Genomic DNA, 21,736 nt, shown 5'->3' on the forward strand with positions numbered 1-21,736 from the left:
CCCGTCATTCCACAGAGCTCGTCGCGATCGATCTCGGCCACGATCTCCACGATGCGCCCATCAATCGCGTTGCGCTGACCGGCCAACACCGCCAGCTCCTCGAACAGCACCTCAAGACGATCCTTGGGAGACGCTTCGACGCTACGTGCAGTCGCGGTCGCGGTCGGGGACATAACGCCATCATCGCAGCCATCACCGACAAAAAACGGCCTCCCTGAATCCCCCGCCCAAAGGTCGCGCGCGCAGATCGGGCTGCAGACCCTGATATGCAAGGGCCAGCTGCCGCCGCGATAGGTATTTCGGTCTCCAGGACGGGTCACGGCCCAGCCGCGCCAAAAGCCGGGCCTGCACATCGTTTTCGTCACCGATGGCGACCGCCTCTCCGAATCGACGGCACACCGCCAAGTGCAGTTCGCCAACCTCATCCATCGCACGCGGTTTCGGGCAGCTGCAAGGTCAGCTCGACCGGGCAGCACAGCGCGCCATGCTGATTGGTCACCTGGATTTCGAGATCGACCAGGCAGCGCGGCGGGTGCACCGAGGTGTCCCGGCGCTTCGCCACGGCGCGGCCCCGGCCGATCATCGTGTCGCCCGCGTACACCGACCCGGCCAGCCGCATGAATCGGCGCACCACGCGCGACCGCGGACCCGCCCAATCCGTCGCGACGCGATCGGCGAACCCCGCCAGGTGCATTGTGTTGACGTAGATCGTCGGATTCCCTTGAGCCCGTGCGTAATCCGGATCGAAATGGCCGGGGAAATAATCCCATGTCGCTCCGGCGTTCTCCACCACCCGTTGGTAGCTGATGTAGTCGATCACCTCCGGCAGCTCCACCGGAACGGTGAGCTGGCTCCAGTCCACGCCGTCGAAGGTCACGAGGCGTCCCCGGGGGTGAACCGGAACAGGGTATTGCGGCAGGTGGCCACCACGGTGCCGTCCTGGCGGCGAAAGGTCTCCAGTGTCTCGACGAAATGACCGACGCCCAGCCGCGTCCGTTTTTCCGGTGACACCGAAACCAGCTCGTCGACTACGGTCAACACGTCGCCCTCGACGATGGGCTCGCCGAATTCAACCTCGTTGGCCGCGTTGATGAATGTGGTACCCGGCAGCGGCACCCGCAGGGCGATCAACGAAGCCGTCCCGCGACCCCCGGGTTGCCACGGCGGTGTGATCAGCCACCCCATCAACAGCGCCGGCGGCGCCAGCAGCCCTCCCCAGTGCTGCCGGGCGAACTCTGAATCCCAATACGAGCGATTGCCATCCCGGACCATCGCGGCGAACAACTGGATGCGCGCGGCGCTGACCGCGGTCGCGGCGGTGCGGGGCTGGCTTTTGGTGCCGACCATCCGCAGCGCATCTTCGTAGCTGCCGAAGGCCAGCCGCTCGCTGAAATCCTGATCCACGTATCGGTATCGCTCACATGACGAGCGGGTGCCGGCTGGGGACCGAATCCCATTCCAGCACACGGGAAGTGAAATACCAGCCACCGCGCTCGTAGATCAGCTTGTCCTTGAACGTGCCGGTGGCGCGCAGCGTGATGTCGCCGAACATGCTGGCGAACAGCACGACCACACAACGTTGGACCGCATCGACCCCGTCGACTTTGATCTCGTGGTCGACGGTGATCATGCGCTGTCCGTCACCGCCATCGAAGGCCGCGCCCAGATCCTCGAACGTCTCGCCATCGCGGGTGTAGCTGGCGCCGGAATGGCGGAAGGTCGCGATCCAGCGCTTGCGGTCCCCGTCGGAGTACGCCCGATTGTGCCGAGCATTCAGGTCCAGGACGGCAGCGCGCCCCGTCGCGGCATGGAGGAACTGCTCTTCTTGATAGCTCAGGGTCATGGTGGCTCTCCAGCCTCTGTCGGGAAATGACGGGAAATTGCCTCACGTAACACTAACTTAACTCAGCGGCTTGCGATATAACCGTGTTCTTCACGATCCCAAGTGGCCTCACTCAAGCCACGAGTGCGCAACAAATCTTTACGTATTCGTCCAATAACGTTCTTCGGCAGTTCACTGACCGTCTCCACGAATCGCGGCACGCAGAAGTAGGGCATGCGCGCGGCACAGAAGTCGAGGAGTTCGGCGAAATCCAGTGTGGCGCCGGGCTGCAGCGTGATGACCACCAGGACGTCGTCCTCCCCCAGCTCGCTGGGCACACCGACCGCCGCGGCCTCCGCCACGGCGGGATGGCGCATGACAACGCCCTCGACTTCGACCGAAGAGATGTTTTCCCCACGGCGGCGCAACGCATCCTTGATTCGATCCACATATGTCAGATTTTGATCGCGATCGAGCCGCCCGAGGTCGCCGGTGCGAAACCATTCCGGATGCGGCTTCAATTGCGAATCCGCGCCGACATAACCTTCGCTCATCGCGTGCGGATGCCTGGGCCGGCAGGCGATCTCACCCACGGCGCCGGCGGGCAGCGGGTGTCCCGATTCGTCGAGGATGCGCACCTCGAAATCGGGATTCGGCCGCCCCGACGTTCCGGGAACCCCGTCGTCGGCCAACGCCTTGACCGCGATCGGAAACGCCTCGGTAAGCCCGTACATCGTGACGATGCGGCAGCCGTAACGCTTCTCGATGTCGCGGTAGGAGTCCGCGTCGATCGGAGCGGCGGAGATGAACCGCAACGGCAGCCGTGCGTCGCCCGGATCCGCCGGCAGGTTCCGCAGCATCGCCACCATCGCCCCGGCGCCGGCGAAGCCGACGGCACCGCGGGCGCGTATGTCGTCCCACACCTCGCCGGGATGAAAAGCCCCGGCCAGCACCGTCGTTGCGCCGACCAGCATCGGCGCCAAAATGCTGGGCGCCGCGCTGAGGTGGAACAGCGGCATCGCCGTCCACAGCACCTCGCCCTCGCGGAATTCCCAGGCCAATGAGACGGTCGCGGCCACCGAAAACAGGTAGTGCCACGTCGTGGCGACCGCTTTGGACGGGCCGGTGGTGCCCGACGTGTAGAACAAGCAGCCGAGCTCGCCCGGCCCACTCTCACCATCGGCCGGCGCGCGGTCCGCGCCCTGACAGAGCGTCGCGGTCAGTGAATCATCCTGCACCACAATGCTCGTCAGGGATCCCGCCGCGTCGGCGACCTCGGCGGCGCGGGGCCGGCGTTCAGCGTCGGTCAGCATCACCTTGGCCTGCGACAGCCGCAGGGCGTGCAGCAGGAAGTCGCCCTTGTTCGCGGCGTTGATCGCCGCGCTCACCGCCCCGATCCGCGCGGCGCCCAGCCAGAAGTACACCCATTCCGGACAGGTGCCGGTGAACAACGCGACGCGGTCACCGGGTCCGACCCCCAAGTCGGTCAACAGGTTTGCCGCCGCACAGGATCGCTGGCGCATCTGCTCGAACGTCACGTCGACTCCGGCGATCGACATCATCACCCGATCGGGGTACTGCTGAGCGCGGCGATCGAGCACTGCGGGCACGGTGAAACGGTCGACGCCGTAATCGGAGGGCTGCGCGGGCCCGCTGCGGTCAGCGCACATCAGGCTTTGGCTCTGATCAAGCTTTGGCGGCCGCCGGGTCGGGCTCGCCGTCGGCGCTGTAACCGAAGTCGGAGGGCGACGGCTCCTCCCCCGGGTAGAAGCGGTGCGCCCACCGGCGAAGGGCCGCGTAGTCGTGTGCCTCTTCCGGTGCCAGGTTCGGCTTTTCCAGGTATTTCATGTTCTCCCAGGTGAAGAAGTCCTGTTTGATGACCTCTTGCTGCAGGGCGAGGAACCGGGCGGCGCGGCCGGTGGGCACGTCACCGCTGTCGCCCGGTTCGCGCACGGACGCCTGCGTGTAGAAGTAGTCGGTGTAGTCCTCGTCGACCGGCGTCTGGCCGGTGACCTGCACGGTGGCCACCAGCTCGCTGGGAAAGCGCACCACGCCCAGGCCCAGTGAGTAGTTGTCGTAGATGATCTTGGCGTCGACCGGACCGTTGGGGGTCAGCCACGTCTGCGCACGGCCGCCGCCGAAATGGGCGTTGACGGTCGCGTGCAAGTGATAGCCGGCCACCTCGAACGACGCCGTGGTGGCCGGATTGGCGGCCTTGTGCACGTACTGAACGTGGTAGGGGTCGGCGGCGTTTTCGATGATCATCTGCGGATGCACCTTGACGCGGTTGAGCATCTGGGTGTGCGGGTGCAGCGGGTAGTACTCGTTGGTTTCCAGTTCCGGCAGCACCGGCGGCTGCCAGTACGGCGCCCGGCCGTGGCGCTCGTGCCAGGCCAGGATGAAGCCGTACCACTCCATGCTCGGATAGGTCCGGATACGGACGTTGTTCTTGCAGCCGATCTTGCTGTAGGGAATCAGCGCGTTCGTCCCGTCGCCGCGCCACTGCCAGCCGTGCCAGGGGCAGACGATGTTTTCGCCTTCCACGGTGCCGCCGACCCCGAGGTTGGCGCCCAGGTGCTGGCAGTAGGCCTCCATCACGTGAACCTGGCCCGACGCGGTGCGGAACAGCACCAACTCCTCACCGAAGTAGTGCGCGCGCCTGACCTGGCCGGGAGCCAGATCGGTTCCGAAGGCGACGATGAACCAGCCCGTCGGGAAGCGGTAGGTAGACAAGGCGATGCCGCCCGGACCGAACTCCCGTTCTGAAGGGTCTGATTCTGGAATCGTATTCGTCACGAGAACTCCGTTTCCCACGCGGCCGGGCGCATTCTGGGCCGCTCTTACCTCACCGCGTTTCGACGACTAAAGTCTATTTTTACTATTTTAGACATTGAACGTCAACGCGACGCCGCCCGGTGGTCGCGTGGTGCCCGAGCCAATGGGGGTTCGCATGACGGCCGCTGCGGTGGACCTTTCCGACTTCGCCTTGTGGCGTAACGGTTTTCCCGACGAGTTGTTCGCCGACCTGCGACGCAACATGCCGCTTTTCAAGCACGACCTGACACCGGGTGTCGCCGACACCGTCCGCCGCCAGTTCTGGGTTGCCACCAAACACCGGCACGCGGTCCGTCTGCACCGCGACACCGAGTCGTTCACCGCGGCCGACGGGCCGCTCATCCAGCCGGTCGCCATGTTCTCGGCGTCCCCGACGATCATCACGCTGGACCCGCCGGACCTGAACAAGCGCCGCAAACTGATCTCCAACGCCTTCAACCCGCGTGCGATCGCCAAGCTGGAGAACGGCATCCGGGCGCGCGCCGCGCGGATGATCGACGGCTTGCTCGCCAACGGCGGCGGCGACTGGATCGACGACGTTGCCGACGCGCTACCGATGACGGTGATCGGCGACATCATCGGCATCCCGGACGAGGACCGGCCGCGAATATTCGAGCTGTTCGACCGCATCCTGAAGGCGCTTGCACCGGACGAAAAACCGAGCGGGCACGCCGAAACCGAACTCTTCGCCTCGGTCTTCGACTACGCGATGGAACTCACCGCCGATAAGCGGCGCAACCCGACAGACGACATCTGGAGCACGCTGGCCACCGCGGTGATCACCGGCGACGACGGCGAGCAGTTCAGCCTGCCCGAGAACGAACTCGAGTTCTTCTTCTTCGTGCTGGCGTTCGCCGGCAGCGACACCACCAAGAACGCGCTGGCCATCGGACTGCAGGCGTTCATCGCGAACCCCGAGCAGATCGACCGCTATCGCGCGGACGAAGCGCTGCGGGCCAGCGCCGTCGAGGAGGTGCTGCGCTGGGCGTCGCCGGTGGCCTATTGGACGCGCACCGCAAAGGCCGACGTCGAGATGGACGGCCAGCACATCCCCAAGGGCGACCGCGTGGTGTCGACACTGCGTTCGGCCAACCGTGACGAGGAGGTCTTCTCCTCCCCGTTCACCTTCGACATCGGCCGGCAGCCCAACCCCCACGTGGCGTTCGGGGGCGGCGGACCGCATCACTGCCTGGGCGCGATGCTGGCCCGCGCGGAACTCCGCGCGGTCCTCGACGAACTGTTCCTGCGCTGCGATGACATCGAGATCGGCCCGGCGAAGGTGGCTCATCCGAACCTGACCACCAACATGTCGATCTACGACGAGATGGCCATCTCGCTGACCGAGCGGCGCTGAGTCAGGGCACGGCGCTCAAGCGGCCGTCAGTCGACCAACCGCAACGCGGCCTTGGGACATTGGTCCACCGCCGCACGCACGTCGATTTCCAGGCGCGGCGGCACGGGACCGTTGGCGATCTGCACCACGTCTTCGTCGCCCAGCTCGAACACTTCCGCCGCAAGCGATTCGCAGAAGCCGTTGGCTTCACACAGGTTTTCGTCGACCGTTACGCGCATCAGATGCCCTCCACTTCTCTAGAGGCCCTTGGGTCGGGTCCCGATCACCCCGCCGGTCGCGAGGCGTGTCAGTTCTTCGTCGGTCAGCCCGCACCGTTCGCGCAGGATCTCTTCATTGTGCTCGCCCAGCCTGGGCGGCGGCCGCAGCAGCCACTGATCCTGACCGGCGAGCCGAGCGAACGGCGGGCAGGGGTACAGGCCGAGGCCGGTGCTCGCATGATGCAACGACTCGAAAAAGCCACGCTCGCGCAGTTGCGGATTGTCGGTGACCAGCGACGGCGACACCACCGGAGCCGCCGGAACACCCGCGCCGGCCAACCGCTCCACCGTCGGGTCAAGTGGCTGCCCGGCGAACCAGTCCGCCAGCCGGCCGTCGATGTCGTCGGCTCGATCGTGCCGCCCGGCGACGGTGGACAACGCGTCGTCGTCGCACCACGCCGGCCGATCCATCACGTCCACCAGCGCCCGCCACTGCGCGTCGTCACCCACGGTGATCGCGATCCAGTCGTCGGATCCGGCGCAGCGGTAGATGTTCTGGATCGCCGCGCTGTGCCCGCGGTTGCCGCGGCGGCTCAGCGTCACGCCGAACACCTCGGACTCGATCGCCTGAATCGCGGTGGCGTTCAGCACGGTTTCGAGCATCGGCAGCTCGACCAGCTGGCCCGTTCCGGTGCGTTCGGCGAAGTTCAGCGCGGCCAGCACGGCGAACGCGGCGTGCACACCGGCCAGCGGATCGCAGGCGCCGCGCGGTGTCACCGGTGGCGCGTCGGGCAGGCCGGTCACCCAGGCCAGGCCGGCGATCTGTTCCATAGTGGGCGCGAAGCCGACGCGTTCGCGCCATGGTCCCTCGACACCGAACGCGGGCATCCGGGCGAACACCAGTTTCGGGTTGACCGCGCGCAGCGCGTCGTCGGTGAGCCCGAACTGCTCCATCACCCGCGGCGAGAAGTTCTCGATCACGACGTCGGCGCCGGCAACCAACTCGGTGAACAGACCGCGGCCCTGCTCGGAACCCAAATCCAGTGTGACCGAACGCTTGTTGGTGTTCATCGCGTGGAACACCCAGCCGTACTCCCACCAGTCGTCCACGTCGGTGCGCATCCCGCCGGAGTATCGGATGCCGTCGGGACGCTGGATCGACTCGATCTTGACGACGTCGGCGCCGAAGGCGGCCAGCAGATGAGTCGCGGCCGGCCCGGCCCAGAACGCGGTGAGGTCGACGACGCGGACACCGGCCAGCGGCAGCCCGTCCGGTGCCGGCTCGGCGTCGGATTCCGCCCGGCGCCAAGGGGACTCGCCGTCGGCCTCACCACACAGGGGCGTGTCACCCACGGGTGCGGGCGCACACACCGACATCAGCCAGGGCGGCCGGGGCTGATCGAACCCGGCGGGGTTGCGGGTGAAGACCTCTCGCTCGCGCACGTACTCCAGCTCCCGGATGGTGGAGCCGTTGCCCAGCGCGGCGATCGGCAGTCGGAACAATTGTCCGAGCTCGACGACCTCGGCGACGGTGCGCTCGGCCAGCCACGGACGGATCTGCTCGCGGATCAGGTCGCGATATTGCCACCGGCCGATCTGAAACCGCAGCTGTTCGATCTCCTCCAATTGCGGGCATTCGACCATCGCGGCGAAGTCGAGCCATTGCTGACCGGTGACCATGGTGATCCCGACGTAGCCGTCCTTGGCGGGTTCGATCGACGGGACCTCGGTGGTGCGGCGGATCGGAGGGACGCGCAGCAGCTGCGAATGCAGCCATTCGCTGCTCTGCATCGTGGTCAACGCTTCCAGCATGGACAGGTCCAGGTGTTCGCCGGGCCCGCCGCGCTCGACGCGACGGCGCAGCGCCAGGGCGCCGAACGCGGCGAACACGCCACCCATGTACTCCCCCAGGTCGCCGCCGATGGAGATCGGTGGTCCGGCCGGATCGCCGCGGAAGCCGGGCGAGCCCGCCCACGCCTGCAGCGTGAACTCGGTGGCGGCCCGGTCCGCGTAGGGTCCGGCCCAGCCGAAGTCGGAGATGCTGACGATGATCGCCCGCGGCGAACGCTCCAGGAGCTGCTGTGGGTCGACGCCCAGCGCCGCCGCACCCTCCCGGCCCGCCGTCACGACGACGACGTCGGCGCCGGCCAGCTCGTCGCGGTAACGCTGCGAGCCGGGGGCGAAAGTCATGCTGCGCTTGCCAGCGTTGAGGTAACTGAAGAACGGCCCGCTGCGCTCCTCGGGAATCGGGGAGGCGCCGGCGGAGTAGCGCCGCAGCCAATCCCCTTGCGGCGGTTCGATTTTGTGCACCTGCGCGCCGGCGTCGCGCAGCAGCTTCCCGCAGTAGCTGCCCGCTATCCGGTCACTGATCTCGACGACACGCAAATCGTGTAGCGGTGTCGGCCGGCTTTCGGACCGCTCGCTCAATTGCACCCGCCCTTCCGATCGACATGCGACCAGAGAAGCTATTTATATCATTACTGCTAAAATAGCTAAGCCAGCGAGTTGCATGTGTTTCGAGGATCGGATGACCGCCTTGGGAATTGGCCCCGACGCCCGGCGCCGGTTGTCGGCGCCGCGGATCGCCGAAATCGTAGCCGACGAGTTGCGCCGTCAGATCATCGACGGCGAACTCGCCGACGGTGATCTCCTGCCCCGCCAAGAGGTGCTCGTCGAACAGTTCAACGTGAGTTTGGTGTCGCTGCGCGAAGCGCTGCGGATCCTGGAGACCGAGGGACTTGTTTCGGTGCGGCGCGGCAACCGCGGCGGTGCCGTCGTCCACGCCCCGGCCAAGACCAGCGCCGCCTACATGCTCGGATTGTTGCTGCAAAGCGAGTCCGTCGAGGTCGCCGACCTCGGCATGGCCCTGCAGGAGCTCGAGCCCGCCTGCGCCGCGCTGGCGGCCCGCCGACCGGACCGGGCGGAGACCTTGGTCCCCGAGCTCACCCGAATCAACGAGTCGATGGCCGAAAACCTGGATGACGGACGGCTTTTCACCGAAATCGGGCGCGAATTTCACGATCAGGTCGTCCGCGGCTGCGGCAACCACACGATCATCGCGGTCGTGGGCAGCCTGGAGACGCTGTGGACCAGTCACGAACGGCAGTGGGCCGACGAGAGCGCGTCCCGGGGCACCTACCCGTCGCTCACTCAGCGGCGCGCGGTGCTCAACACGCACGTCAAGCTGACCGAGACCATCGCCGAGGGCAACGTCGACCGGGCTCGGCGCATCGCGGGCCGACATCTGGCCGACACGCAGACCTATGTCCTCTCCGGCCAGCACGATCAACGCATCTATGCGCTCTCCCCGCAGGCGTTGTCGCGGCCGCGGGATATCCGGCACTCCTGACGAGCGGCCTGCGACGGTCATGCGAACCGCATTGGTCACCGGCGGCAGCGGCGGGATCGGAAAAGGGTGCGCCCGCAAGCTGGTTGAGCGCGGCTACGACGTCGTGCTCTCGGCGCGCCACGAGGCCCCGTTACGCGCCGCCGCGGAGGAGGTCGGCGCCCGCCACATCGTGGCCGACGCGTCCGATCCCGACGGATTTCCGGCTGCGATAAGCACATTGGAGACGATCGACCTGGTCGTCCACGCGGCCGGTGCGCTCGGGGGGACCTACGCGCGCAAGCAGAGCTTCGAGCAGTGGCAGGCCATCATGTCGGCCAACCTGGATTCGTGCTTCGTGGTGACGTCCGCGGTGCTGCCGAAAATGACGGCGGGCTCGCGGCTGGTGTTCATCTCGTCGTCGGCGGCGCACGAGCCGATGCCGGCCCGCACCGCCTACTCCGCATCCAAGGCCGGCATGAACGCGTTCGCGCGCGCCCTGGCGCTCGAAGTCGACCGTGACGGCATCAGCGTGCACATCGTCACGCCCGGGCCCGTGGCCACCGAGATGCTGCAGGACGTCCCGTTCGAGATGTACGCGATCGGAGTGGCCGACGTCGCCGAGGCGGTCGCCTGGCTGGACACCGTCGATCCGTCGGTCGATCTGCCGGAGATCCGGTTGTCCGCCGTGGAGCGCGGTCCGTTCGCGCGGCCGCCGGTGGTGCCGACCGAGGCGCGGCGCCGCGCGCGACGAGGCTGAGCCCTACGCCCCCGGGAAGGCTTTGATCACCGACTCGCCGAACTCGTGCAGGGAGTCCGGGGCGGCGAAGTCGGCGAACCACACATAGAACCGCTCGACCCGCTGGTCGGCCAGACCCCGGAAGTGCCCGATCAGCTCGTCGGCGTCGCCGCAGACCAGCCCGGACCCGAGGTTGCCGAAGCGGCGCGTGCTGACCTCGCGCACGGTGTCGGGGTCGGCGCCCGACCGCACGAAGCCGACCATCTGCTGAATCGACATCCGGGCCGCTCCCGCGGCCGGGGCGAGCTTCGGCAGCCGGTCGAGCTGGTTCGCCGGCAGATTCCACCAATACGCGTATCTGCGAACGAGTTCCATCATCCTGGGCCCGCTTCCACCCAGAACCAGCGGTATCGGGTAGGACCGTCGCGGAGCCTGCGGGGCCGGGCCGGATTGCTCGCCATCGTCGCCCCAGTACCGCCTGATCAATTCCAGGTGGCGGCCGAGTTGTTCGACCCTGGCCCGCGGATCTTGTTGGCCGACATCGAATCTCGCGAATTCCGAGGGCCACGATCCCGCCCCGAGGCCCAGCTCGAACCTGCCCCCGGATGCCTCCGACAACGTGACGGCCTGCTTGGCGAGCACGGCGGGATGCCGGAACGCGTCACACAGCACCAGGTGACCTATCCGCAGCCGCTCGGTCTTGGCCGCCACCCAGGTGGCAACGCCCATTGCCTCCCAGATGCTTTCGTCGGGCAGCCCCGGCGCCTCGAGGTGATCGATGAACGCGATCCCGTCGAAGCCGCCGGCCTCGGCATGACGTGCCCGGTCGGCGATGTCGGCCGCCGACAATCGCACCTGGGGCAGGAACAGATACCACTCGGCCATGCGCCACCTCGACGTCGGGTTCCGTGCGATTGCGACGGCACGGCTAGTTTATTATCTTTACTATGTTAGAGGTCTTATGGATGTCGGACTGAACTCGGAGCAGCTGTCGCTGCGCGACACCGTACGCGACATATTACGTACGGAGTGCCCGACCGACGCCGCACGCCAAGCGATCACCGATCCGGAGCGCTGGCGCGCCCTGTGGAAGACGGTCGTCGATCTCGGCTGGACCGAGCTCGCCGCCCCCGGCTCCGGCGACTACGGACCGGTCGAGCTGGCCGTGGTCCTCGAGGAATGCGGTGCGGCCATCGCACCAATTCCGTTGCTGGGCAGCGTCGGTCTGGCCGCCGGCCTGCTGCGCAATACCGGGCTCGACTCCGTGCTGACCGACATCGCCGGCGGCGTGGTGGCCACCGCGGCCGTGCACGCCCCGGGATCCCGACTGCCCGGGGCGCCCATGACGCTGCGCCAGGGACGCCTGCGTGGCACGGCGGTTGCCGTCCCCAACCTGACGCGCGCGGAGCTCGTCGTCACCCTGGCCCGCCCCGACGACGGTGACACCGTGGCGGCCGTGGCCCGCTGTGGCGACGGGGTGACCGCGCTGCCGGCGGCCGACTCCACCGATCCCGCCCAGCCGCTGGCAGGCGTCGAGATCGACGCGGAGCCCATCGCGGTGGCCCCGGTCGACCTCGAATCGACGTTCGTGGCGCCCTGGGTGGCCGCGGCCGCCGACCTCCTCGGCGTGGCGAGCGCGGCGTTGCACCGCTCGGTCGAGTACGCCAAGTCACGGCGCCAGTTCGGCCAGCCGATCGGCGCGTTCCAGGGCGTCAAGCACGCGCTGGCCGACAACTACGTCAGCGTCGAGCGGGCCCGCAGCCTGACCTATGCGGCGGCGGCCCGGCTCGCCGACCCGGCCGCGCCCCCGGCAGAGCTGTGGACCGCCGCGGCGTTGGCCAAGGCGGCGGCCAACGACGCCGCGACCGGCTGTGCGCGCACCGCGGTCCAGGTGCACGGCGCCCTCGGGCAGACCTGGGAGCACGACGCCCACCTCTATGTGCGGCGCGCCTGGCAGGGCGCCGCCATGCTGGGCGACAGCCGCTCCCTGTACTACGAGGTGGGCCGCCGATTCTGCGGGGGTGCCGCGTGAACCGCAGCGGCGACGATGCACAGCGCAGCGATGAGGAGGAGCGGTGCCCGTGAACCCCGTGGTGGAGGAATTCGGCGCGTGGTTGGCGGAGTTTCTGCCTGACGACTACTACGCGAACTATCGGCACTACCGCTGGGACCTGGGGTTGCGGCGCGACTACCAGCGGGCCTCGTTCGAGGCCGGCTGGCTGCAACCGACCTGGCCCCGCGAGCACGGTGGTCGATCGCTGGGCCTGCGCGACGCCATGGAAGTCCGGATCGAGGCGGCGCTGCGGTCGGCGCCCAAGCTGCCCAACATTCAGGGCCCCGGCGTCGCCGCGCCCGGCATCCGTCAGTTCGGCACGCCCGCCCAGATCGAGCGTCTGCTCGTTCCGCTGCTGCGGGGCGACGAGTGGTGGGCGCTGGGCATGTCCGAACCCGAGGCGGGGTCGGATTTCGCCGGCCTGCGCACCCGCGCGGTGCGCGACGGCGACGTGTTCCGGGTCAACGGCCACAAGATCTGGACCACCCAGGCGCACCTGTCGCGGTGGTGCACGCTGTACGCCCGCACGGATCCGGAAGCCCCGAAGCACCGCGGGATCTCCTGCCTCATCCTCGATCTGCACTCCCCGGGGGTCAGGATCGAGCCCGTGCGGATGGCGTCGATCTCCGACGAGACGTTCTGCGAGGTCTTCCTCGAGGACGTCGAGGTGCCGGCCGAAAACCTGCTGGGGCCACTGAACGGCGGCTGGAATGTCGCCCTGTCGTCGCTACACCATGAGCGCCAGATGATCTGGATCATGAACTGGGTCGAGATCAAACGCGGGCTCGCCTCGGTGCGCGACGCCGGCGCCGCGGACTCGAGCCGGGACGTGTACGCCGAACTCGGTTCGCTGCTGGCCGACGCCGAAGCGTTGCGGGCCACCGGATATCGCGCCCTGGGCAATGAACTCGCGGGACGACCCAGCCCAGAGGCCGACACCATGAAGCTGCTCGGATCCCTTACCTTGCAACGTGTTTGGGAACTCAGTGCGGCCGCCGCCGGCCCGGATTCGGCCACCGATCCGGATCTACTGTTCGAACGTCAGGACGCGCTGGCCGCAACGATCTACGGCGGAACGTCGGAGGTTCAGCGCAACATCATCGCCGAGCGGCTGCTCGGGCTGCCGAAGGGATGACGACAATGGATTACGACCTCGGCGACGACGCCGGGCGACTGCGCGCCCACCTGCGCGAGCTGGTTGCCAACCACATCCCCGCCGACTTCCTGGGCGCCTGCACCGAGAACCCGCAGGACCTCGCCACCACCGAGACGTTCTGCAAACTGCTGGCCACCGAGGGGCTGCTGGCGCTGGCATGGCCGAAAGAGCATGGCGGCGGCGGTGGTTCGGTCTGGCAGCAGACGGTGCTGCGCGAGGAGATGTGGGCCCAGCACGAGCCGCGCGGTCCGCAGTACATGGGGATCAACTGGGTCGGGCCCGCGCTGATGCGGTACGGCACTGCCGAACAGAAGGCCAAGCATTTGGCGGCCATCGCGTCGGGAGACGTGATCTGGTGCCAGGGCTTTTCCGAGCCGGAGGCCGGCACCGACCTGGTGTCGTTGCGCACCCGCGCCGTCGCCGACGGCGACGGGTGGCGCATCACCGGCCAGAAGGTGTGGACGTCGTACGCCCTGATGGCATCCTGGTGTGTGTTGGCGGCGTGCACCGACCCCGAGGCCCCAAAACACAAGCGGCTCACCCTGTTTCTGATCCCGATGGATCGGGCCGGCTTCACCGTGCGGCCGATCCCGTCGATGCTGGGACCGCACCACCTGAACGAGATGTTCCTCGACGACGTGCAGGCGTTCCCCGGCGATGTGCTCGGCGAGGTCGGCGACGGATGGCGGGTGATGCGCGAAGCCCTGGCGTTCGAGCGAGTGGGCATCGCCCGCTACGCGCGCTGCGAATCGCTGCTCGAACGCATGCGCGCCCAGCTCGGCGACGACTGGGATCGGCTGCCCGAAACGATCCGTACCCGGTGGGTGCGGGCGCTCGTCGACCTGCGGGTCGCGCGGCTGCTGGCCTACCGCGCGGTCTCACTGCAGGACGACGCGGCCGCGGGGGCGGCCGCCAGTGCCGCGCGCATCATCACCACGACGTGCGACCAACTCGTCGCGGAATTGCTGTTCGACGTGCTCGGCCCGACGGCGCTGGACAGCGGAACCTCCGCGCCCCTGCACGGGGCCATCGAAGACCACTGGCGTTACGCGCAGGCGGCCACCGTCGCATCGGGCACCATCGAGGTGCAGCGCATGCTGGTGGCACGAGACGTATTGGGAGAACACAGGTGAAAACCGATCTACCACAAGACATCAGCGACTTCGCCGCCGTCGCGGGCAAGCGGCTCACCCGGCTGGGCGGTCCGCCGGCCGCGCTGCGCGCCGAGACCGACGACACCGTCCGGGATGCCGCGCGTGCCGCGCTGAACGACGTCGGTGCGTTCGACCTCGACGTGCGTTCGGCGCCGGATGACCTGCTGGCCGCGGCGGTGCTGTGCCAGGCCGCCGGCGCGACCGTGCTCCCCTACCCGTTGGTGGAGGAGCTGCTGGCGATCGACGGCGCACGCCTGGCCCTGGTCAATCCGAAGGCCCCGCGCATCGACCACGGCGACCTGGCCGGTGAGTGGGTCGCCGCGGACCTGGACGGCAATCGGTACCGTCCGCAGCCGGGCTCGCGGACCGGCGCCAAGCTGGGGCCATTCCTGGTCCCGGCCACCGTGAGCGCACCGGAGGCAAGCGTGCCCGCCGCCGACGTTAATCTTCATCTCGTGCTGGGATCATGGCGGATTCTGGGAGCGGTGCAGCAGTCGCTGCGGATCGTCACCGAGCATGTGCGCGCCCGGATTCAGTTCGGCAAGCCGCTCGCGGACTTTCAGGCGGTCAGGTTCGCCGTCGCCGATGCGGCCGTCGCGGTCCGCGGATTGCACGAGCTCGCCAAGTACACCATTTGTCGCCCGGATTCGCTTGCCGCGCAGATCCATTCGGCCGACGCCCTGATTCTGCGGCTCAAGGCCGCCGACACGGCGCGACAGGTGATGCGCACGTCGCACCAGCTGCTTGGAGCGCTGGGCTTCTGCGACGAGTCCGACGTCAGCGTGCTCGATCGGCACACCCAACCGCTGATGCGGCTGCCGGTGGGCACCGAGGAGCTCGCCTTGCGCCTGGTGCCCTGCGTGACGGACGGGTCGTTCGAGACCTTGTTCAGTGAGCCGGTATCGGCATGACCCGCGCCGGTGACGATGCAGAGCGAAGCGATGAGGAGGAGCGGCGCAAATGTGCCCCGCGGCCGCGGTGACGCCGAATCCGTTCGACGAGGGAGTCCCATTCGGGATCAAACTGCAGCAACTGGCCGACGAGCGGCGCGACGATCCGGGCGTCACCGTTGTCGCGCTCGACGGCACCGCGGAGGCGCTGACTTTCGGTGAACTCGATGCCCGCGCCAACCAGTGGGGACGGGCGCTGGCCGCCAGCGGCGCCGAGACGGGTTCTTTTGTCGCGCTTGCCATCCCGAATTCCCGGCATCTCGTGCTCGCCACGTTGGGGTGCTGGAAGATCGGCGCCGTTCCGGTTCCCATGCACTGGGACCTGCCCGAGTGGGAGCGCGATCGGGTGCGGGCGGTGATCGACCCCGCCGTCGTCGTCGACGAACAGAGCCGCTGGGAGCTCGACGCCCGCGCCGCCGCCGAGTCCGCCGACGCCCTACCGGTCGCCGTCTCCCCCACCGCCAACGGGATCTGCAGCAGCGGGTCCACCGGCGTGCCCAAGGTGATCCTCAACCTGGCTCCGTCGCTGTGGATCCCGCAGCAGGGCGAACCCTTCCTGTCGAACTGGACGCCGGTCGAGCAGCCGCAGACCATCATGGTGCCCGCGCCGATGTATCACACCAACGGCTTTGCCACCTTCCTGATGATGCTGGCCGGCGACCATCTGGTCATCCTCGAAAAGTTCGACGCGGCAATCGTTCTCGATGTCATCGAGCGCTTCCGGATCACCAACTTCACCGCCACGCCCACGATGCTGGCCCGCATCGCGGCCCGGCCCGACGTGCGGCAGCGCGACCTGTCCAGCATCGTGTTCGTCCTGCAGGGCGCCGCGGTGATGCCGCCATCGCTGCTGCACACCTGGTTCGACCTGCTCAGCCCCGAGCAGATGGTGACGGCGTACGGCATGACCGAAAACCTCGGGCTCACGGCGTTGCGCGGCGACGAGTGGCTCGCCCACCCGGGCAGCGTCGGCCGCGGCTTCCGCGACACCGAGATCCGGATCCTGGACGCCGACAAGCGGCCGCTGGGTCCCGGCGAGGACGGGGACATCTACCTGCGGGCTCCGATGAGCGCGGGATACCGCTACCTGGGCGGCGCGCCCCCGTTGCCGTCGACCGAGGACGGCTTCCGCTCGGCCGGTGACATGGGCCACCTCGATGAGGACGGCTACCTCTACATCGTCGACCGCCGCGTGGACATGATCGTCACCGGCGGCGCCAACGTCTTTCCGGCCGAGGTCGAGTCGGCGCTCGCCGGCCACCCCGGCATCGCCGACGTCGTCGTGATCGGGCTGGCGGACAAGCAGTGGGGACGACGGGTGCACGCGGTCATTCAGCGCGCCGACGCCGACGGTGGTGCGCCGCTGACCGAGCAGCAGGTGATCGAGTATGCGAAGAATCGCCTCGCCCCGTACAAGGCGCCCAAGACCGTCGAGTTCGTCGACGCGATTCCGCGCACCGCGGCGACCAAGGTCAACCGCTCGGCGATGATCGAGGCTCGGGGCGGCTGACGCCACCCCCGGCGGCCAGGCGCGGTAACCTCATTCTCATAGCGCAACCAGCGCGCTATGGAAGGGGACCAATCGCTCATGGCCGACCCCAGCGACGACGTGGAGATCACCCGTGGCGACCGCTTCATCAAGACCGCCGTGGCGATCCTGGGCGAGACGGGCCGCACCGACTTCACCGTGCAAGAAGTGGTCGCGCGCTCCAAGACGTCGCTGCGCGCCTTCTACCAACACTTCAGCAGCAAGGATGCCCTGCTGCTGGCGCTGTTCGACCGAACCATCGCCCAATCGGTGCAGGCGTGGCGTGCCGAAACCACGGGGCTGGACAGCACCTCGGCGCTCAAGTTGCTCATCGACCGGCTCAGCCAGCAACCGGAGTCGACCACCCAGGACAGCCTGAACCGGGCTTTGACCCTGTACAACCAGCACCTGGCCGAGACCCGGCCCCGCGAATACGCCCGGGTGCTCTCTCCCCTGCACGGCCTGATTCGCGACATCGTCGGGCAGGGCATCACGGAGGGGGTCTTCAACCCGGGCTTGGACGTCGGCGCGGCGGCCGCGATCGTCATGCAGACGATGATGGGTGCGCAGCGATTGCATTGGCTCGGTTCGGAATTGAACGGATCACCCGTCGACGCCGGCCAGCTGTATGACTTCTGCAGCCGCGCCCTGGGCATCCGCGACAGGGAGGAAGAATCGGCCGCCCCGTCGCTCGCCGAGCTGTTCGCCCAGATCGGCATGCGCCCCGGCACCCGCAACGGCGAATTCGCCATGACCATGCCGGTCAGCCCCGCGGTCGTCAACACGTCCGGCGCGCTGCAGGGCGGCCTGATCGCCACGCTCGTGGACGTGGCGGGCGGACAATTCGGGCTGGACTATCTGCAACCGGGCACCACCATGACCACCGCGGACCTATTCGTCCGCTACCTGCGGCCGGTCCGCCAGGGCTCGGCCTTCGCCGTGCCCACGATGCTGCGATCCGGGCGACGAGCGATGGTGATGCAGGTGGACATCTACGGCGACGGCGACGACGAACTGCTCGCCACGGCGACCGTCAACTTCGCGGTGATCGAGGGGACCACGCCCAAGCTCCCCAGCTGGCCGGACGCCTGAACTACGGATCGGGTACCCCCAGATCGCCCATCGGTGGTAACGTCGTTACCACGCAGCGAGAATCGAGACTTCAATAAGGAGATCGCCATGCCCTCTCGCGAACTTTCCTTCCCGGTGTTCGACGCCGACAACCACATGTACGAGCCGCAGGAAGCGCTGACCAAGTACCTTCCGGACAACCGCAAGAACGTCATCGACTACGTGCAGGTGCGCGGTCGCACCAAAATCGTTGTGCGCGGCCACATCAGCGAGTACATCCCCAACCCGACCTTCGAGAAGGTCGCCAAACCGGGCGCCCAGGAGGACTACTTCCGCAACGGCGCGCAGGGCAAGAGCTACCGCGAGATCCTCGGCGAGCCGATGAAGGCCATCCCCGCCTTCCGTGAACCGGGCGCGCGACTCGAGGTCATGGACGAGCTCGGCATCGACTACGCCCTGATGTTCCCGACGCTGGCCAGCCTGGTCGAGGAGCGCATGAAGGACGACCCGGAGATGACCCACGACGTCATCCACGCGCTCAACCAGTGGATGCACGAGCAGTGGACGTTCAACTACTCCGACCGCATCTTCGCCACCCCGGTGATCACGCTGCCGATCGTCGACCGCGCGCTGGAAGAACTCCAGTGGTGCCTGGAGCGCGGCGCCCGCACCGTGCTGGTCCGCCCGGCGCCGGTGCCCGGTTACAAGGGCAGCCGCTCGTTCGGGCTCGAGGAGTTCGACCCGTTCTGGCAGGCCTGTATCGAGGCCGGCATCCCGGTCTCGATGCACGCCTCGGACAGCGGTTACTCCGAATTCGCGAACGTCTGGGAGCCCGGCGACGAGTTCCTGCCGTTCAAGCCGACCCCGTTCCGCAGCTTCGCGATGGGCCATCGCCCGATTCTGGACGCGATGGGTGCGCTGGTGTGCCACGGCGCGCTGTCGCGCAACCCCGAGCTGCGGATCCTGTCCATCGAGAACGGCGCCGACTGGGTGCCGGACCTGTTCAAGGGCCTCAAGGGCGTCTACAAGAAGATGCCGCAGTCGTTCAGCGAGGACCCGATCGAGGCGTTCAAGCGGTGCGTCTACATCACCCCGTTCTGGGAGGACCGGTTCACCGAGATCGTCAACATGGTCGGCACCGACCGGGTGCTGTTCGGCTCCGACTGGCCCCACCCCGAAGGTCTGAAAGACCCGATCTCGTTCGTCGACGAGCTCACCGACTTCTCCGAAGAAGACATCGCCAAGATCATGGGCGGCAACCTGATGAAGCTCATGAAGGTGTCGGCGCCGGCCAAGAAACCGGTCTCGGCCTGATCACCTGATCGCTGCCCGACGACGGTTCGGTGTAGCCGGACCGCCGTCGGGTACTCCTCGACATGACGGTCGACGCGTCGTCCGGCGGAGGGAGGGCAGATGAGCATGGCACCGCACGGCGGGACGCCGGTCGATATCGATGACGACGTCGCCTTCCTCACCGAGCAGATCGAGGCGCTGCAACGACTCGGACAGCGCGACGACGTCGACGACGAAGAGATCTACGACCTGAGCATCAGGTGGGGCGCCGCGCTCGCGGGACGGCTGCCGCGCATGGCGCATTACGGTTCGCTGGGGCGGCTCGGCGAGGACGATCAGCGGCGGTTTCGATCGCTGTGCGACCAGCTCCGCGAATTGTCGCCGCTGATAGAGCGATTCGGCCTCGCTCGACCGCAGCTCCCCGGGTCCACGGACGGCCAGGCTAACCGCGGGCGTCGTGCCCGGAAGCGTCCCCGTCGCCTCCTGCGTGGGTGAGAAAGTCGGTGGCGCGCAATCTGATCGCGGTCCGCGGTTTGGGACAGTCCGGATTGCGGCAGGTGAGCGCAACCATGTATGCGTCGGCATCCTCGTTCAAGAACAGGTAACCGAGGTAGAGGGCGTCGCCGACGGCGAAATCCGTTGCGCCGCAAGCTTCACAGTGCCCGCCCTTGGCCGCGATCTGTTCGAGCACGCGGTGGTGCGCCACCGTGTCCAGGCTGATCAGCTCGGGGCGTACCCCGACTCCCTCGGTCGCCGTGTCGGTCATCTCAGATCTCCACGTCCTTGTCGTAGTACACGCGGTCCTCGCGCCAGCCGCCCGTGCCCATGCCGATCCCGGCGTAGTTCTCGACGAATTCGATCTGGTTGATCCACTTGGCCATTTTGAAGCCCACCTGAGTTTCCACCCGCAGCCGTAAGGGCGCACCGTGTTGAATCGGCAGGGGCGCGCCGTTCATTTCGTAGGCCAGCAGGGTCTGCGGCTTGTCGGCGAACTCGAGGTCGAGCACCTCATAGAACTGGCCCCCGCCGTGCGACGCCGGCTCGTCGGTGCTGTTGTCCTGCATCGTCAAGAAGCAGATGTAGCGCGCCTGCGGCAGCGGCCGCACCAGGTCCACCAGCTGATGCAGGTGAACGCCGGTCCATTCGCCGATGCTGGTCCAGCCCTGGACGCAATTGTGCATCACACATTGCGTTTCCGACTCGGCCAGCGCGCGCAGCGCACCCAGGTCCAGGATCACCGGATTCTCCACCAGCCCGCCGACCCGCAGCCGCCAGTCCACGAAGTTGTGCACCGCCATCACCTTGTATTCCGTGCTGGTGGGGGGCTTTCCGTTGACGCGGTGCTGCTTGGAGATTTTGTGCGCCGGGTAGTTCTGCCGCGAGTTCAGCGGGCGCAGCAGCAGCAGGCGCGCCGCGGTGACCACCGCGCCCAGCACGCGCTGCACCGACCGCGGGTTGCGCAGACTCCACACCGTCGCCGCGACGTGGACGGCGATGATCGCCGCAATGATGAGCAGCGAGATGGCGGTGGCCCAATAGGTGTTACGGACGGAACCGAAAATCATTGACGCGGTGAGCCTTCCCCAGCCCCAGAAGAAAATCATCGACAGATGAATCACGATGAAGCCCAGGAACGCGATGAGGCCCAGGAAGTGCAGGCTCCGCGCCCATTGCCGGCCGCCCCACATCTGGACGTACCACGGGAACCGCGCCTCGATCGCGGGAGACTGCGCGGCCCCGGTGAGGATCTGAAACGGCGCCAGAACGAACACGACCCCGGCGTAGGTCAGCTTCTGCATGGCGTCCAGCGGCTCACCGGGCAGCACCGGTGGCAGATTGAACGACAGATACGTGACGACGTCGTCCCACGCTTCGGGGAAGATCGACCACGAGGCCGGCCAGTAGCGATGCCACTGGCCGGTCGCGAACAACAGGATGTAATAGGACAGGCCGAGCAGAATCCAGCCGATGACGACGAAGAAGTGCCAGTGGCGGCCCACACCGAGCTGCGCGCGGCCGGGCAGCGAAATGAACGGGCTGTAGTCCTCTTCCTCATCCAGGGTGTCGTAGATCCTGTCCCGCGGCATCACCTTTCGGGTGAAGCGCGCCCACTCGGTGCCCGGCTTGCTGTCGTCGTGCCAATACAACTTCGGGTGGGTAGCCAGGATCTCGATTCCGCTGCGCAGAATCAGCGTCACGAACAACACGTTCAGCCAATGGTCGATGCGCAGCCATACCGGATAGTCCAATACTGTCATG

At 67.5% G+C, this 21,736-nt stretch carries 21 protein-coding genes and 1 pseudogene; 11 read left to right on the plus strand and 11 right to left on the minus strand.

Annotated features, from left to right (window positions below; all coding sequences use genetic code 11):
- The 6 genes and pseudogenes from ACYQ8K_RS06450 to ACYQ8K_RS06475 form a co-directional block, all read right to left on the minus strand.
- A pseudogene (locus tag ACYQ8K_RS06450) lies at window positions 1-173 on the minus strand (hypothetical protein); the annotation flags it as partial.
- 248 nt (window positions 174-421) lie between these two features.
- Entirely contained in the window at window positions 422-877 is a 456-nt protein-coding gene (locus ACYQ8K_RS06455) for a MaoC family dehydratase (RefSeq protein WP_459967662.1), read from the minus strand.
- Window positions 874-1,404: an FAS1-like dehydratase domain-containing protein gene (locus ACYQ8K_RS06460; RefSeq protein WP_459967663.1), complete on the minus strand. Its 531-nt coding sequence runs from the start codon at window positions 1,402-1,404 to the stop codon at window positions 874-876. The genes ACYQ8K_RS06455 and ACYQ8K_RS06460 overlap by 4 nt, the downstream gene beginning before the upstream one ends.
- A 13-nt stretch (window positions 1,405-1,417) precedes the next feature.
- Window positions 1,418-1,843 (minus strand): nuclear transport factor 2 family protein, encoded by a 426-nt coding sequence (locus tag ACYQ8K_RS06465; RefSeq protein WP_459967664.1) that lies wholly within the window; start codon window positions 1,841-1,843, stop codon window positions 1,418-1,420.
- A 62-nt stretch (window positions 1,844-1,905) separates the two neighbouring features.
- The gene (locus tag ACYQ8K_RS06470) at window positions 1,906-3,492 is read right to left on the minus strand and encodes an AMP-binding protein (protein WP_459967665.1); all 1,587 of its coding nucleotides are present in this window, start codon (window positions 3,490-3,492) and stop codon (window positions 1,906-1,908) included.
- Window positions 3,493-3,508: 16 nt separating this feature from the next.
- Window positions 3,509-4,618 carry an aromatic ring-hydroxylating oxygenase subunit alpha gene (locus tag ACYQ8K_RS06475; protein ID WP_459967666.1) on the minus strand — a complete coding sequence of 370 codons (1,110 nt, stop codon included), beginning with the start codon at window positions 4,616-4,618 and terminating at the stop codon, window positions 3,509-3,511.
- A gap of 154 nt (window positions 4,619-4,772) precedes the next feature.
- On the opposite strand from ACYQ8K_RS06475, the gene ACYQ8K_RS06480 reads away from it, so the two are divergent.
- Window positions 4,773-6,011: a cytochrome P450 gene (locus tag ACYQ8K_RS06480; RefSeq protein ID WP_459967667.1), complete on the plus strand. Its 1,239-nt coding sequence runs from the start codon at window positions 4,773-4,775 to the stop codon at window positions 6,009-6,011.
- Between the two features lie 26 nt (window positions 6,012-6,037).
- Here the strand turns inward: ACYQ8K_RS06480 and ACYQ8K_RS06485 are convergent, their stop codons facing one another.
- Both ACYQ8K_RS06485 and ACYQ8K_RS06490 read right to left on the minus strand, forming a co-directional pair.
- A complete protein-coding gene (locus ACYQ8K_RS06485) occupies window positions 6,038-6,229 on the minus strand; it encodes a ferredoxin (protein WP_459967668.1) in 192 nt (63 codons plus the stop codon).
- Window positions 6,230-6,247: 18 nt separating this feature from the next.
- Window positions 6,248-8,641 (minus strand): CaiB/BaiF CoA-transferase family protein, encoded by a 2,394-nt coding sequence (locus tag ACYQ8K_RS06490; RefSeq protein WP_459967669.1) that lies wholly within the window; start codon window positions 8,639-8,641, stop codon window positions 6,248-6,250.
- A gap of 94 nt (window positions 8,642-8,735) precedes the next feature.
- Between ACYQ8K_RS06490 and ACYQ8K_RS06495 the strand changes: the two genes are divergently transcribed.
- Entirely contained in the window at window positions 8,736-9,557 is an 822-nt protein-coding gene (locus ACYQ8K_RS06495; RefSeq protein WP_459967670.1) for a FadR/GntR family transcriptional regulator, read from the plus strand.
- Window positions 9,558-9,576: 19 nt separating this feature from the next.
- The gene (locus ACYQ8K_RS06500; protein ID WP_459967671.1) at window positions 9,577-10,293 is read left to right on the plus strand and encodes an SDR family oxidoreductase; all 717 of its coding nucleotides are present in this window, start codon (window positions 9,577-9,579) and stop codon (window positions 10,291-10,293) included.
- A gap of 3 nt (window positions 10,294-10,296) precedes the next feature.
- Here ACYQ8K_RS06500 and ACYQ8K_RS06505 read toward each other — a convergent pair whose 3' ends face one another.
- Window positions 10,297-11,157, minus strand: a complete 861-nt coding sequence (locus ACYQ8K_RS06505; protein WP_459967672.1) for an LLM class flavin-dependent oxidoreductase — start codon at window positions 11,155-11,157, stop codon at window positions 10,297-10,299.
- 76 nt (window positions 11,158-11,233) lie between these two features.
- Here ACYQ8K_RS06505 and ACYQ8K_RS06510 point away from each other — a divergent pair, with 76 nt between their 5' ends.
- From ACYQ8K_RS06510 to ACYQ8K_RS06545, 8 genes are all read left to right on the plus strand, one after another.
- Window positions 11,234-12,304 (plus strand): acyl-CoA dehydrogenase family protein, encoded by a 1,071-nt coding sequence (locus ACYQ8K_RS06510; protein WP_459967673.1) that lies wholly within the window; start codon window positions 11,234-11,236, stop codon window positions 12,302-12,304.
- Between the two features lie 58 nt (window positions 12,305-12,362).
- The gene (locus ACYQ8K_RS06515) at window positions 12,363-13,460 is read left to right on the plus strand and encodes an acyl-CoA dehydrogenase family protein (protein WP_459967774.1); all 1,098 of its coding nucleotides are present in this window, start codon (window positions 12,363-12,365) and stop codon (window positions 13,458-13,460) included.
- Window positions 13,457-14,614 (plus strand): acyl-CoA dehydrogenase family protein, encoded by a 1,158-nt coding sequence (locus tag ACYQ8K_RS06520; protein WP_459967674.1) that lies wholly within the window; start codon window positions 13,457-13,459, stop codon window positions 14,612-14,614. Before ACYQ8K_RS06515 ends, ACYQ8K_RS06520 begins: the two co-directional genes overlap by 4 nt.
- Window positions 14,611-15,546 (plus strand): acyl-CoA dehydrogenase family protein, encoded by a 936-nt coding sequence (locus tag ACYQ8K_RS06525; protein ID WP_459967675.1) that lies wholly within the window; start codon window positions 14,611-14,613, stop codon window positions 15,544-15,546. Before ACYQ8K_RS06520 ends, ACYQ8K_RS06525 begins: the two co-directional genes overlap by 4 nt.
- 49 nt (window positions 15,547-15,595) lie before the next feature.
- Entirely contained in the window at window positions 15,596-17,095 is a 1,500-nt protein-coding gene (locus ACYQ8K_RS06530; RefSeq protein WP_459967676.1) for a class I adenylate-forming enzyme family protein, read from the plus strand.
- 78 nt (window positions 17,096-17,173) lie between these two features.
- On the plus strand, window positions 17,174-18,205 hold the full coding sequence (locus ACYQ8K_RS06535; RefSeq protein WP_459967677.1) for a hotdog fold thioesterase: 1,032 nt from the start codon (window positions 17,174-17,176) through the stop codon (window positions 18,203-18,205).
- Between the two features lie 87 nt (window positions 18,206-18,292).
- Window positions 18,293-19,498, plus strand: coding sequence for an amidohydrolase family protein (locus ACYQ8K_RS06540; protein WP_459967678.1), 1,206 nt, complete (start codon window positions 18,293-18,295; stop codon window positions 19,496-19,498).
- A 105-nt stretch (window positions 19,499-19,603) separates the two neighbouring features.
- Window positions 19,604-19,972 carry a hypothetical protein gene (locus tag ACYQ8K_RS06545; RefSeq protein WP_459967775.1) on the plus strand — a complete coding sequence of 123 codons (369 nt, stop codon included), beginning with the start codon at window positions 19,604-19,606 and terminating at the stop codon, window positions 19,970-19,972.
- Here ACYQ8K_RS06545 and ACYQ8K_RS06550 read toward each other — a convergent pair.
- A complete protein-coding gene (locus ACYQ8K_RS06550; protein WP_459967679.1) occupies window positions 19,920-20,243 on the minus strand; it encodes a hypothetical protein in 324 nt (107 codons plus the stop codon). The two genes, ACYQ8K_RS06545 and ACYQ8K_RS06550, sit on opposite strands and share 53 nt — an antisense overlap.
- Before the next feature lies 1 nt (window position 20,244).
- Window positions 20,245-21,735: a molybdopterin-dependent oxidoreductase gene (locus ACYQ8K_RS06555; protein WP_459967680.1), complete on the minus strand. Its 1,491-nt coding sequence runs from the start codon at window positions 21,733-21,735 to the stop codon at window positions 20,245-20,247.
- Window position 21,736: the final 1 nt, after the last annotated feature.

The organism is Mycobacterium sp. MUNTM1 (assembly GCF_054660795.1).

What these genes read in the sequence shown, in the direction of transcription:
- ACYQ8K_RS06465 (WP_459967664.1), bottom strand. Translation starts at nt 1,843, where the DNA reads ATGACCCTGAGCTATCAAGAAGAGCAGTTCCTCCATGCCGCGACGGGG.
- ACYQ8K_RS06470 (WP_459967665.1), bottom strand. Translation starts at nt 3,492, where the DNA reads ATGTGCGCTGACCGCAGCGGGCCCGCGCAGCCCTCCGATTACGGCGTC.
- ACYQ8K_RS06480 (WP_459967667.1), top strand. Translation starts at nt 4,773, where the DNA reads ATGACGGCCGCTGCGGTGGACCTTTCCGACTTCGCCTTGTGGCGTAAC.
- ACYQ8K_RS06485 (WP_459967668.1), bottom strand. Translation starts at nt 6,229, where the DNA reads ATGCGCGTAACGGTCGACGAAAACCTGTGTGAAGCCAACGGCTTCTGC.
- ACYQ8K_RS06495 (WP_459967670.1), top strand. Translation starts at nt 8,736, where the DNA reads ATGACCGCCTTGGGAATTGGCCCCGACGCCCGGCGCCGGTTGTCGGCG.
- ACYQ8K_RS06500 (WP_459967671.1), top strand. Translation starts at nt 9,577, where the DNA reads ATGCGAACCGCATTGGTCACCGGCGGCAGCGGCGGGATCGGAAAAGGG.
- ACYQ8K_RS06505 (WP_459967672.1), bottom strand. Translation starts at nt 11,157, where the DNA reads ATGGCCGAGTGGTATCTGTTCCTGCCCCAGGTGCGATTGTCGGCGGCC.
- ACYQ8K_RS06510 (WP_459967673.1), top strand. Translation starts at nt 11,234, where the DNA reads ATGGATGTCGGACTGAACTCGGAGCAGCTGTCGCTGCGCGACACCGTA.
- ACYQ8K_RS06520 (WP_459967674.1), top strand. Translation starts at nt 13,457, where the DNA reads ATGACGACAATGGATTACGACCTCGGCGACGACGCCGGGCGACTGCGC.
- ACYQ8K_RS06530 (WP_459967676.1), top strand. Translation starts at nt 15,596, where the DNA reads ATGTGCCCCGCGGCCGCGGTGACGCCGAATCCGTTCGACGAGGGAGTC.
- ACYQ8K_RS06535 (WP_459967677.1), top strand. Translation starts at nt 17,174, where the DNA reads ATGGCCGACCCCAGCGACGACGTGGAGATCACCCGTGGCGACCGCTTC.
- ACYQ8K_RS06540 (WP_459967678.1), top strand. Translation starts at nt 18,293, where the DNA reads ATGCCCTCTCGCGAACTTTCCTTCCCGGTGTTCGACGCCGACAACCAC.
- ACYQ8K_RS06545 (WP_459967775.1), top strand. Translation starts at nt 19,604, where the DNA reads ATGGCACCGCACGGCGGGACGCCGGTCGATATCGATGACGACGTCGCC.
- ACYQ8K_RS06550 (WP_459967679.1), bottom strand. Translation starts at nt 20,243, where the DNA reads ATGACCGACACGGCGACCGAGGGAGTCGGGGTACGCCCCGAGCTGATC.
- ACYQ8K_RS06555 (WP_459967680.1), bottom strand. Translation starts at nt 21,735, where the DNA reads ATGACAGTATTGGACTATCCGGTATGGCTGCGCATCGACCATTGGCTG.